This is a genomic window from Microcoleus sp. MON1_C5 (assembly GCF_036701875.1).
GTDB lineage: Bacteria > Cyanobacteriota > Cyanobacteriia > Cyanobacteriales > Microcoleaceae > Microcoleus.
Genome location: NZ_JAUBRN010000022.1, coordinates 18,895 through 30,919 on the forward strand (window position 1 = coordinate 18,895; position 12,025 = coordinate 30,919).

The window sequence follows — 12,025 nt, forward strand, 5'->3', positions numbered from 1 at the left end:
TTAATCAGGCTGGCCAACTACAAAAGAAAAAAATAGCAATTACCGGCGACCCAATCACATGGTTAACTTTTTCAAAGGTCTACTTTCCCAACGCCAGCCAGGAATCGGGATCGAAATAGCCCCAGACCGCATCAACATCATTCAGCTCGAAAAGAAAGCTCAGACATTAAAATTAGCCACCCTAGCCTCAATAGAAGTTCCCGAAGACATAGTACAAGAAGGACAAATAGTCGATCCGCCAGGAATGGCAGAACTCATACGCGCCGTCCTTGCCGACAACAAAATTAAAGCCAAGCGAGTAGCCACAGCCATTCCCGGCCGCGAAGCTGTCATCCGCTTAATCCCTGTTCCCGCAGAACTCAACGAAGAAGAACTGCGGGATTACATGAACGCAGAAGCAGGACTGTACTTGCCGTTTCCCAGAGAAGACGCCGACGTAGACTATCAAAAAATAGGCCTATTTGTAGATGACGACGGAGTAGAAAAAGTGCAAGTTGTGTTAGTAGCCACCCGCAGAGAAGTTACCGACACATACATCGAAACCTTCAAAGAAGCCGGACTGATTATAGACGTACTAGAAGTAACCAGCTTTGCCCTGATCCGCACCCTCAAAGACCAACTGCAACAATTTTCCTCCCAAGAAGCCGCCGTCCTGACCGCCATAGAATTTGACAGTACCGAGTTAGCTATAGTAGTGGACGGTATACCTCAGTTCAACCGTACCATCCCGATCGGCACCTACCAAATCCAGACCGCCCTCAACCAAGCCATGAACCTGCCGCCAACCAGAGACACCAGCGAACTGCAAGGCATGACCCTGCCAGTCACAGATACAATGGGCGCATCGGGAGACGCCAATCCGGGAACAAATGCGATGATAAAAGTATTGGGAGAACTAGCAGACGAACTGCGCCGCTCAGTAGACTTTTACCTCAACCAGAGCGAAGAACTCGAAGTAGCGCAACTGCTGCTAGCGGGTCCAGGGGCTGCGATCGGCAAACTAGACGAATTTTTTATGCAAAGATTAAGCTTGCCCGCATCTCAAGTCGATCCCATCGAAACCCTAGGACTCGAAATCAGCCAAGAAATTACCCCAGAACAGCGAGCAGGTTTAGGAGTCGCCCTAGGTTTAGGACTGAGGGAGGTTATGTGAACTAACAGTTTTAGATGAGAGAAAAACCGATTTGAGAATTTTAGGTAAAAACCCCTTCCAAAAGAAGAAGGCAGAAAGCAGAAGGTAGAATATTGGAGGTAGAAGGTAGAAGGTAAAAGGTAGAATATATCTGAGGTAGAAGCAGCCCCTTCCTTCAGTAGAAGGCAGAAAGTTGTTTCTTTCTTCCCTAAATAAATCCTTCACTTGTACCAGCAATCTTGGGTTCTGTCTAAAATCTAAAATTTCAAATTTAAATCTATAGCAACAGCCAAGACTGTTAGGACCTTCTTAATTGCTGAAACATAAGCGCTAGATCACTTTTTCCTTCTACCTTCTACCTTCTACCTCGTGCCTTCTACCTTGTGCCTTCTACCTTCTTCCTTCTGCTATAAAATCGAGTGAAGCCATGTACAGCCTAGATATTAATTTTCTCAACGACCGTCCGGACTACAAACCCGTTGCAGCAGCCAAAAGCTCAACTAAAAAAAGTTCCGGTGGAGCCAAAGACCAACTGCCCATATATGGGGCGGTACTGTTTGCCTTTGGGATCAACGCCGCAGTCATGGGCGCCTGGTGGTGGGCGACTAACGAAAATACCAACTTGGCCGCACAACAAGCCACCATCGACCAAGAACTGGCAACGTTAAACACTCAAGCCAACGTCATAAAAGCCATCAATGCCGAAACCGACCAAGTTACCGCCGAATACAAAGCATTAGCCGGAGTATTCGACCAAATTAAACCTTGGTCGGCGATGCTGCAAGACCTAAGTGCCCGTACTCCGGCGGGAGTGCAAATTGGCAAAATCGAGCAAATAGACCCGAGTCCCTCCCCCGTTGCAGCAGCACCCCCACCCCCCGCAGCCACCCCCGCAGCTAGCCCGTCCCCAGGGGCGAGTCCGTCCCCAGCCAGCCCCCCCCCGGCAGCAGCTCCCCCCCCCGTCGTCCCGCAGCAGGCAGCAAAAGTACAAATTTCAGGGATAGCCAGTACCTTTGCCCAAGTTAACGACTTTATGCTGCTAGTCCAGCGCTCTCCTTTCTTCCTCAACACCGATACCAAACTGGTAGCGGCCACATTAAAGAACAACCCCGCACAATTACAAGTACGCAACCAAAACGCAGCACCACCAGAACTTCCTAAACTGCGACCGGTGGTGGAATATAAAATTGAAACGACGCTCAGCCCGACGGGGGCCTCCGAGTTGCTCCCCGAGCTCCGCAGCAAGCAAGCAGACGGGCTAGCAATACGGATAGAAACACTTCAAGAAAAAGGAGTGCTAGAACCACAAAAACCAGAGGTGAAAAAACAATGACAGCAAATCAGTTTATTCCCAGCGGCGCACAAGCCGAAGAGACAGGGGCTCAGGAAATATTCGGCATTAAGCTGACACCCCAAGTCCAAGCAATCGGCATCGCCGTTCTCGGCCTCCTCATTGCCGGTGGCCTCGGCTACCAGTTCGTACTTCCCGAATTCCAAAAAAGCGGCGAATTCAAGCAAAAACTTAGCGAAAGCCAGCAAACGCAACTGCAATTGCAAACTCAAATTCAAAAAAAGGCAGAAGCAGAAGCAAAGCAAGAAGAAGCAAAACAGCGTCGGGCAAACGTGACGGCAATGTTTGCCAGCGACGCCAGCGCCAACACGCTTTTGCTTGACATGACCCAACTGGTTAATAGAATCAACGCCGGCGTGCAAGGAGATGACCTCAAGGCTAAAATTACCAAATTTGAGCCGGATATGCCCCCAGCGGCAGCAACCGCCGCGCCCGGAGCTCCAGACCCTGATATTCTGGCGGATACCTCCTTCGGGCCGTCCCTGGCTGGCAAGCTCAGACGCAAAAAATTTAAGGTAGAGTTTGAAGGCACTTTCGCTCAAACCCGCAATTTTATGCGTAACTTAGAGTTGATGCAGTCGCTGTTGGTAGTTAGGAATTTGAAATCTGAATTGCTAGCATCAAATCAGCCAATTGAAGTTGATTTTTTGAAAGGGAAAATAGTTCCTGTGGAGCAGCCACCAACTAAAATTAAAACGGCTTTTGACTTGCACGCGCTGCTACCGTTAAAGCAAGAAGAAAAACCGCCAACTCCGGCTCCAAGTCCTGGTGCTAAGTAGCTGTAGTTGGGCGGAGATTAGCTATTGTTCCAAACTCGCTCTTTCACAAGAAGGGAGAAGGCAGAAGGTTGAAATTGGATGATTGAAGGTAGAAGTCAAAAAAATATGAATGCCAAAAAATTATTTTTATATGGCAATCAACAATTTGCTCTAAAACCTAATTTCTTCTAATACCAGTTTCAAAAAGTAATGGAACTGTATAGCAATCCTTGCAGGAGTCGTAAATTTTTTACCCCACCCCAACCCTCCGCTTACAAAGGGGAGGGAGTAAGAAATTCACAAATGATGCGAGGATTGCTGTAGGATAGCTTCTAACCCTGATGTCATCAGTTATTCCCAATCAAAAATCGCAAATCGAAAAGGGCATAACTTCTTCCTTAAAAAAGGCTCGAAGCGAGAATATTTTAGTCAGTTTAGCAGCTAGCGACAAAAGACTGCGAACAACAAATAACACAGTGTAGTTGAGGAGAGAACATGAAACAGCATCTACGGTTAAGTGGAGGACTCTTATGCAGCGCTGCAGGAGTTCTGATCGCCCAAGCCCCCGTCTGGGCAGCGCCGACTCAAGTCACAGGAGTGCAAGTAAGTCAAGGCAATAATGGCGTAAATATTGTGCTGGCGACAGAAAAGGGCGATCGCCCGCAAGTTTTCGCCATCAATAACGGCAATACTTACCAAGCCACAATTGTTAACACCCAGCTTCGCTTGCCACAAGGCAACAGCTTCCGTCAAGATAACCCCGCTCCGGGAATTTCTTCAGTAGAAATCAGCCAGGTAGAGGCTAACAGCATCCGCGTTGTGGTAGCCGGCACCAACGGAGTTCCCAACGGACAAATTGTGCCGGGACAAGGCCAAAGCATCGTCCTCAGCGTTGCCGGACAGGGCGGTACAGTACAGTCTGCCCAAACAGCACCTCCGCCGCCTCCAGGCCTGCCACTGAGCCAAACAGCTCCCCCGCCGGCTCCCCAAGTCCGCACCTCGCAAACCCCAGGCGTGCTGCTGCCAAATCCCGAAGTTACTGTTACCAGGAACGATCGCCCGCCCCTCCCCAGCGAAATTCAATCCCAGAGCAATCAGGCTGCGCCTTTCCAACCCAGGGCAGTTGCTCCGCCCTTGGGAGATATCGCAGTGTCTAACATCGCCCCGGGCGCGGGAAATATTGAACTGAGTTCGGGAGAACGCATCCCCCGCTTGGTGCTGCGGGATGCCCCAGTCCGGGACGTTTTGGCTCTGCTGGCTCGCGCTGCGGGCTTGAACATTGCTTTTACAGGCGGCGGTGCCCCTGCTCAACCGGGCCAGCCCGCAGTGCCTGGTCAGCCGGGAGCCACCGGTTCAGATGAAGGGCCAAAGATTTCTTTGGACATCGAAAATGAGTCGGTGCAAGATGTCTTTAATTACGTGCTGCGGCTCAGCGGGTTGCAAGCTAACCGCCAGGGGCGGACGATTTTTGTAGGGACTAGCTTGCCGATCGACTCGCGCAATATTATCATTCGGACTTTGCGGCTCAATCAAGTTCGCTCTACGGATGCGGCTAACTTTTTGAGCGCTCAAGGTGCGGAAAGTCAACTGCCGATTACTCGGGTGACGATTCAAAGCGTAGGCCAGGGAAATGCGGCGCGGGATGTGGAAATTAGGGAACCGGACATTAAGGCGATCGGCGCTACCCAAGGCACCGGGCCGCTCTTGCTGAGGGGACTGTCGGTGCTGGCGGATGCGAGGCTCAATTCCATCACTTTGGTGGGCGACCCGCGCAAAGTTGACATGGCTGTGGCTTTCTTGACGCAGCTAGATTTGCGGCGCCGTCAAGTCGCTGTCAACGTCAAGGTGATCGATATCAACTTGTTGGGAGACAACAGAACCAACAGCAGTTTCTCTTTTGGAATTAATAACAATTTCTTCGTCAATGACGGCGGGGTGGCCAGTCTCAATTTTGGTGGCATCAATCCGCCCGCTGGCCTTGGAGATCCCATCGCTAGACCCATCATCGGCAACCCCCTAGGAACCCCAGATGTTTTCTACGATGCGAACGGCCGGCTTATCGTGCCGTCTACAGGTCAAGCTCTAGGTCCAGGTCTCCCCCCCACCAAAGGTGTGTTCCTCCAGCCGACAGCCCCTGTTACTAATGACCCCACGCGAGTTGGAATTACGGATTACGAGCCAGGCTCGGCGACCGCCTCAGGAAGTGCAACTTTCGGCCTGTTCCCGCTGTTCCAGTATCCGAGGAGATTCCTGTCGGCGTTGCAGGCAACTATTCAGAGCCAGAATGCCAAAATCCTGACCGATCCGACTCTGGTGGTTCAAGAAGGAGAAACGGCGAATGTGAATATTACTGATGAGGTGATCACTAACATCACGTCCCAAACCCAGAGTACCGGCAATACAAGTACCACAACGGTGACGGCCGTCAAAGACAGGGCTGGTTTGCAGTTGGGGGTGGCGATCGACCGGATTGACGATAATGGCTTTGTGTCTCTACGGGTGAACCCGATTATCAGGACACCTGGCGGCGAGCAAAACCTGGCCACAGGCGCGAACACCAATACTATCAGGCTGCTGGGCGAGCGATCCTTGCAATCGGGCCTAATTCGCCTGCGGGACGGTCAGACTTTGATTGTTTCGGGGATTATCCGCGATGAAGAACGGGTTACAGCGAACAAGATTCCGATCTTGGGAGATTTGCCGATTATCGGTTCGCTGTTCAGGAGAACCAGTAAGGCCAACCAGCGGGCGGAGTTGATTGTATTGCTGACTCCGCAGATTTTGGATGATAGCGATCGATCGAACTTTGGCTACCAAAACAGCATCAGTCCCGACGCGCGCCAACTGTTGCAGCGCAGTCAGCCAGTCCAGCCGAGACAGTAGGAAGTAAGGAAAAATTCCTTGCTGTCAACTTTCCACGCTCTTTACCCTGAGTCCCACAGTCCGACAGGGGTTGAAACCCCTGCCTCAAAGCTAAAGTCCTCTAAAAGAAGACTAAAAATTAGTATTTGAGTCGGTTTTAACCGACTTCAGCTATGAGACAGGGACTTCAGTCCCTGGCGGGTTTCGGGAGAATGAAACAGCCCTGCCCCACGGGAGAAAGAAAGAAGGTAGAAGGAAAAAAGTTTTCCTTTAGCCCTTGACAAATGACATTTTATTCCTTCTATTTCTCCTTTTTTTCTGCTCAGAAATCCACCGAGGCGAGAAATCTTGTCTCCAAGGTGGTATTTTTTTACCTAAATTTTGGGATTAATTAAAAAAATTGTCCAAATCCATATAAATTAAAGGTTCCACCGATCCATAACGGTCGGCAAGACTTTAGAATAATGCAGTGAAAATTAGATGCTGTGGGGTTTTCAGCAATTAGAAACAAAAATTCCTTTTCTGACCAATTACCCTAGGGTAATTAGTATTCAGCAGGAGTTGTGATTCGGGGAAGCGGACGGGAGCAATCGGGAACCACCCAAACCTCCCAAGCCACACCTCAATCCAGTTGATAACTCACGGCTAATAGTTGAACTAACTCTGTTTAACGTAATTTTGCAAATCCAGAAGGAGTTCGCAATGAACAAAGGTGAATTGGTTGATGCAGTCGCGGAAAAGGCTAGCGTGACGAAAAAACAGGCAGATGCTGTTTTGAGTGCCGCCCTTGAAGCAATCATGGAAGCTGTCTCCGATGGCGACAAAGTGACGCTGGTCGGTTTTGGCTCGTTTGAGTCGCGGGAACGCAAGGCCCGCGAGGGTCGCAATCCCAAAACTGGCGACAAGATGGAAATCCCGGCAACCAGAGTTCCTGCATTTTCCGCAGGGAAGTTGTTTAAGGACAGAGTTGCACCCCCGAAAAACGCGGAATAGCTGGCGAACTGAGTCTTGATTAGACCTGTACACGGTGGGAATTTAGCTTGGGCAGCCGCACTGGCAGGCTGCCCTGCCTCTGCTATTCTCGATTTTTCTGCGAGTATCAGTCCTTTGGGCCCTCCTGAGTCGGCCCTGGCTGCGATTCAAGCACACTTGAGCAGTCTGACGGCTTACCCCGATCCGGATTATGGGGAGCTCAGGACTGCTTTGGGGGAGGCTTTGAATGTTGACCGAGATTGGATTTTGCCGGGGAATGGTTCGGCGGAATTGTTGACTTGGGCGGCTTGGGATTTGTCGAAGCTGGAGGCGACTTATGTGGTGACTCCGGCTTTTGGCGATTACTCGCGGGCTCTTTCGGCTTTCGGCGCGCAGGTGCTGAAATGCCCTTTGGAACTCCAATCGTTGGACGCGGAGGCTGGAAGCCGGTTAGTAACGGATGATTTGTCGGTTTCTAACCGTTCCCTTGTCTCCCCTTCTCTCTGTCTCCCAGTTCCTCTTGCTATCGATGCCCATCGACGAGGTTTGCTCCTGAACAATCCGCACAATCCTACGGGTTTGCTGTTTGGTAGAGAGGCGATTTTGCCTTATGTGAAGCAGTTAGGTATGGTGGTGGTGGATGAGGCCTTTATGGACTTTCTACCGCCTTCTGAGCAGGAAACTTTGATCGATGCTGTTGAGGAGTTTCCCAATTTGGTGATTTTACGATCGCTCACTAAATTCTATTCTCTGCCGGGACTGCGCTTGGGCTGTGCGATCGCCCATCCCGATATTCTCCGCCGGTGGCAGTTGCAGCGCGATCCTTGGCCTGTGAATGCTTTGGCTGCTGCTGCTGCTGCTGCTGTGGTGCGAGATACTGTGTTTGAGCAGCAAACTTGGGATTGGCTGCCTGTTGCTCGCCGAGAGCTATTTGAGGGTTTGGCTAATTTACCGGGTTTGCAGCCTTTTGCAGGGGCGGCTAATTTCTTATTGGTTGAGTCGTCGATGTCGGTTTCTTCTATTCAAAAAAGTCTGTTGGAACGACACCGGATTTTGATTCGGGATTGTTTAAGTTTTCCTGAGTTGGGCGATAGATTTTTTCGGGTGGCTGTGCGCTCAAGGGCGGACAATCTGCAGCTAATTGCTGGACTTTCCGAAGTTATTCGTCAGTTGACGGTTGTCAGTTGACTGTTGACTGTTAACAACCAATAAAAGTTGACAAACCGATTTTATTGGTCGTTTGAGCGGACATCCCCAAGAAACCCGGTTTCTCTGATAAATATTGGGTTTTGCAGCGAAGTATCTAGGAAGAAACCGGGTTTCTGACCGGGCGCGCGGATCGTCCTAAACTAATGACTAATGACTACTGACTTTTTTATTTATGCTTGACTATGATTTAGTGATTATTGGTGGAACTCCGGCCGGACGTTATGCTGCTTTGACTGCAACTAATTTCCCGGCTCGCGTTGCTTTGGTGGAACCGCTAAGTAATTCGCAAGATTTGCCGACAAGGGGTAAAGAGTCGATCGACCTTGGTTTGAGATACAGCCAAACTTTGAGGGAGGCTGCTCGTTTTGCCCAGCAGATAACCCGCCAGCAGTTGGGGGTTCGCTGGGAAGTCGCTAATTCCTCTATGCCGATAAAATTGGGGTTTGACGGGGTTCTAAAGTGGGCCGAGGGTGTTGTTTCTAATTTGTCAGAAATTGATGATCTCGGCGTTTTGGCTGCTCGCGGGGTCGATGTTATTTTTGGCAGCGGCGAGTTTGTGGCGAAACCGGATTTGGCTTTTGTCGCGGGCGATAGGAAATTGCGATCGCTCTGTTATTTGCTGGCTTGTCCTACTCTGCCGACGATTCCCAATATAGAAGGACTTTCATCTGCTGGCTTTTTTACTTCCGAAACTGTCGGGGAATTAGCAAAACTTCCACAGTTGCCTAAAAGTTTAGCTGTAATCGGCGCCGATCCCAGCGGTGTCGAAGTAGCTCAGACTTTTGCTCGGCTGGGGGTTGCTGTCACTTTGGTGGTGAAAAGTTCGCACATTTTGGCTAAAGAAGACCGGGAGGCTGCTGGTTTGGTTCAAGCTGCAATGGAAGCTGAAGGAGTGCGAATTCTGACTGCTACTGAGGTGACTCAAGCGAGGGTGATTGAGGGTAAAAAGTGGATTCAAGCTGGGCCAAGGGCGATCGAAGCTGAGGAGATTTTTCTGGCCACGGGCCGCCAGCATCATTTTGCATGGTTAAATCTCGAAGCCGCTGGGGTTAAATTCAGCGATCGGGGGGTGATTTTAAATGAAAAGCTGCAAACAACTAATCGCCGCATTTACGCGATCGGCGATCTTGCTGGGGGTTATCCGTTCCCTCACATCGCTAATTGCGAAGCTGCGGTTGCTGTGAAAAATGCTTTGTTTTTGCCGATGTTTCAAATTGATTATCGCGGGATTCCTTGGGCGATTTTTTCTGATCCGCAATTGGCGAGGGTTGGCTTGACTGAAGCGCAAGCAAGGCGCCGTTTTGGAGACGATCTCATTATTGGTCGGGAATATTTCAAGAATGTTGAAAGAGCTCAAATGTCCGGCGATACAACTGGTTTTTGTAAGATTGTCGGGCATCGCAACGGGGAGATTTTGGGAGCGAGTATTGTGGGGCCACAAGCTGCTGAGTTGATTCACGCGATCGCCTTGGCTGTGCGTCACGGGATGAAGGTTGAGGCGATCGCCGAACTTCCTTATATTTGGTCGAGTTTTTCGGCAATTAACGGTCAAACTGCCTCTCTTTGGGAGTCGCAGCGCTTGGGCAGCAATACTTTTATCCAGAATTTGTGGGAGAATTTGTTTCACTGGCGCAGGTATTGGAATAAGTAAAGAAATCCAATGTTTGTAGTAGGATTTTTTGAAATTTTTATGATGAGCGCAGAGTTAAAAAGTAACTTGCTAATAAGCTCACTCAGCATTAAAATTGTATGTCACTAAATAATCAAACCATAAGTGTGTAGTTGCTCGGGCGCCGCCAGAAATATGCAATTTTAATGTACCACAACTTAACTAATAACTGATGACTACTCACTGATAACTAATGACTACTGATATCGTTTCCGGTTGCATCGGAATAATAAAATCGAGTCAACAGTTAACACTCAACCATGCAGTTTTTCGACCCGCCCGTCAACAGTCAACAATCATGTATGGGTGCAACCGGAATTGATATGACTAATTATTGCTGGCGAGAGTGCAATGCTGGATTTGACGATCGCCGGTACAATGCGATCGCAAGCCATTCTCGCCCCAGAAAGGTTTCTTGCGACTGGCCCCACTTGCAGCGCTGCTAAACCACCGGTCAAAAATAATTCGCATCCGGGCCAACGCAGGTGTTTGTCTAAGACTGGCAAACCTTTAACTATTTCAATGGGATGCGTTTCTAGCATTTCTTTGAACATGGGCTCGGCTGCAATGTCTAGTTTGGTGCCGGTTGCTAGCCAAATTCGATCGACCAATAACGTCTCCCCACTGCTGCAATCAACAGTCCATCTGTTATTTTCCCACCGAACGCCAACAACTTCGCACTGTTCGTGAAATGTCAGTTTTTCGCTGCGGGAGAACCTCCGCAACTGTGTCATAATTTCCGGTGTCATCGAGCCGCCGTTGCGGGCTTGTTGAATGATTTCCCACCGCGAATGCCAATCTGGTTCGGCGGCGAATCCTTTGAGGTATTTTGGCCCCAACCAACCGGGTTCGGCATCAAATAGTTTTTCTTGGAAATAGCGCCTAGTCATTAACAGGACTTTTGCTCCTCTGGCGGTTGCTCCTACTGCTAAATGTCCGCTGGTTAGTCCGCCGCCGACAATTAATATTTGTTCTCCTTGCAATTGCAAATTTCGCAAATCTATTTGATGGGAGTGGCGAATTCTTTCGGCGGGATGCTGTGTTTGAATTTGATTTGCCCACGCTGGTAAATGCGGTTTTCCACTTCCGGCGGCGACAATTACTCGGCGGGCGATCGCACTTTTTCCGTCTTCAAACCACAGGCGGAAACGGCCAGATTTCGGCTGAATGCGGGTAACTTTTGCTTTGATAACTCGATCGCCCAATTCCCACCTTTTTATTGTGTCCCCGCAAAATTCCTCAAATAACCGACTTCCAGGCAAATCGTAGGGGGGAAACAATTCGCAGGAGCGATTTTGGGCAAACCTCCGCAATTCGTAAGGGTTGGGATCTGGGTGGTGCACTGCGGGCGATCGCAAATGCCCAATTTCTAAAGCGGCAAATTGCCTCCGCCACTGGGTCAGCCATTCGCCGCTCGGATCGAATGCTAAAACTTTATCCCGGATGCTGTTGCGTTTTTTCAATATGTGTGGTATTAGAGTCAGAGCGTGGGGCCCAGCGCCGATTACAGCTAAATCAATTTGGGGCGGCGTGGCTTCTGAGTTCGCTTGCATGAGAAGTGAAATTTGCGAATGATAACAATTCTCATTTTAGGTTAATCGAGCATCAAGTTTACGCCTTTCGAGAGCAAGGAGGATGGATGTTCCGCAGAAAGAGACAGGATACGCAAAAGCTCAGAAACCGGTTTTCTGAGAGATTTCTGCCCATCCTGAGCGCCCTGGGGCGCTCAGAAACCGAGTTTTTTAGCCCACCGGAATGAAAACCGATCTCGGAAAGCGTCGGGACGATCGTCGGTGGGCGTTACGATAAAAGTAAAAAAAACTTGTAAAAAAAACTTAGCCGACTGCCTGTGGCGCTGCCTCAATTGCCAGAGCCGGCAAGCATCGCTGACGGGCGCTAATTTCTGCTTGGAGTGCCTGATTGACTTGGGCTAGTTTCATTCTCCGCTTCGGAACTTTGGCATTTAATACGTGATTCACTTCTGAGAATTGGGCAGCTTGTTATTGAATCTTGACAAATAATTCAGCTTGCGATCCGATGACTCCTAAGTGATCGGCAATTTTCTGGCGCAC

The 12,025-nt window shown here is 49.7% G+C and carries 8 protein-coding genes; 7 read left to right on the top strand and 1 reads right to left on the bottom strand.

The features are described 5' to 3' along the window. Positions 1 to 58 precede the first annotated feature (58 nt). From pilM to QUA71_RS13030, 7 genes are all read left to right on the top strand, one after another. Positions 59 to 1,153 carry a type IV pilus assembly protein PilM gene (gene pilM, locus QUA71_RS13000; RefSeq protein WP_333285467.1) on the top strand — a complete coding sequence of 365 codons (1,095 nt, stop codon included), beginning with the start codon at positions 59 to 61 and terminating at the stop codon, positions 1,151 to 1,153. A 406-nt stretch (positions 1,154 to 1,559) separates the two neighbouring features. Continuing rightward, positions 1,560 to 2,465, top strand: coding sequence for a PilN domain-containing protein (locus QUA71_RS13005; protein ID WP_190655758.1), 906 nt, complete (start codon positions 1,560 to 1,562; stop codon positions 2,463 to 2,465). Beyond that, positions 2,462 to 3,262 (top strand): pilus assembly protein PilO, encoded by an 801-nt coding sequence (locus tag QUA71_RS13010; RefSeq protein WP_333216346.1) that lies wholly within the window; start codon positions 2,462 to 2,464, stop codon positions 3,260 to 3,262. Before QUA71_RS13005 ends, QUA71_RS13010 begins: the two co-directional genes overlap by 4 nt. A gap of 474 nt (positions 3,263 to 3,736) precedes the next feature. Next, positions 3,737 to 6,124, top strand: a complete 2,388-nt coding sequence (locus QUA71_RS13015) for an AMIN domain-containing protein (protein WP_333285472.1) — start codon at positions 3,737 to 3,739, stop codon at positions 6,122 to 6,124. A gap of 663 nt (positions 6,125 to 6,787) precedes the next feature. Then, the gene (locus tag QUA71_RS13020) at positions 6,788 to 7,096 is read left to right on the top strand and encodes an HU family DNA-binding protein (protein WP_278187376.1); all 309 of its coding nucleotides are present in this window, start codon (positions 6,788 to 6,790) and stop codon (positions 7,094 to 7,096) included. A gap of 15 nt (positions 7,097 to 7,111) precedes the next feature. Continuing rightward, the gene (gene cobD / locus QUA71_RS13025) at positions 7,112 to 8,263 is read left to right on the top strand and encodes a threonine-phosphate decarboxylase CobD (protein ID WP_333285474.1); all 1,152 of its coding nucleotides are present in this window, start codon (positions 7,112 to 7,114) and stop codon (positions 8,261 to 8,263) included. 193 nt (positions 8,264 to 8,456) lie between these two features. Next, positions 8,457 to 9,935 carry an NAD(P)/FAD-dependent oxidoreductase gene (locus QUA71_RS13030; RefSeq protein WP_333285476.1) on the top strand — a complete coding sequence of 493 codons (1,479 nt, stop codon included), beginning with the start codon at positions 8,457 to 8,459 and terminating at the stop codon, positions 9,933 to 9,935. A gap of 314 nt (positions 9,936 to 10,249) precedes the next feature. Here QUA71_RS13030 and QUA71_RS13035 read toward each other — a convergent pair whose 3' ends face one another. Further along, entirely contained in the window at positions 10,250 to 11,506 is a 1,257-nt protein-coding gene (locus tag QUA71_RS13035; protein ID WP_333285478.1) for an FAD/NAD(P)-binding protein, read from the bottom strand. Positions 11,507 to 12,025: the final 519 nt, after the last annotated feature.

What these genes read in the sequence shown, in the direction of transcription:
- pilM (WP_333285467.1), top strand. Translation starts at nt 59, where the DNA reads ATGGTTAACTTTTTCAAAGGTCTACTTTCCCAACGCCAGCCAGGAATC.
- QUA71_RS13005 (WP_190655758.1), top strand. Translation starts at nt 1,560, where the DNA reads ATGTACAGCCTAGATATTAATTTTCTCAACGACCGTCCGGACTACAAA.
- QUA71_RS13010 (WP_333216346.1), top strand. Translation starts at nt 2,462, where the DNA reads ATGACAGCAAATCAGTTTATTCCCAGCGGCGCACAAGCCGAAGAGACA.
- QUA71_RS13015 (WP_333285472.1), top strand. Translation starts at nt 3,737, where the DNA reads ATGAAACAGCATCTACGGTTAAGTGGAGGACTCTTATGCAGCGCTGCA.
- QUA71_RS13030 (WP_333285476.1), top strand. Translation starts at nt 8,457, where the DNA reads ATGCTTGACTATGATTTAGTGATTATTGGTGGAACTCCGGCCGGACGT.
- QUA71_RS13035 (WP_333285478.1), bottom strand. Translation starts at nt 11,506, where the DNA reads ATGCAAGCGAACTCAGAAGCCACGCCGCCCCAAATTGATTTAGCTGTA.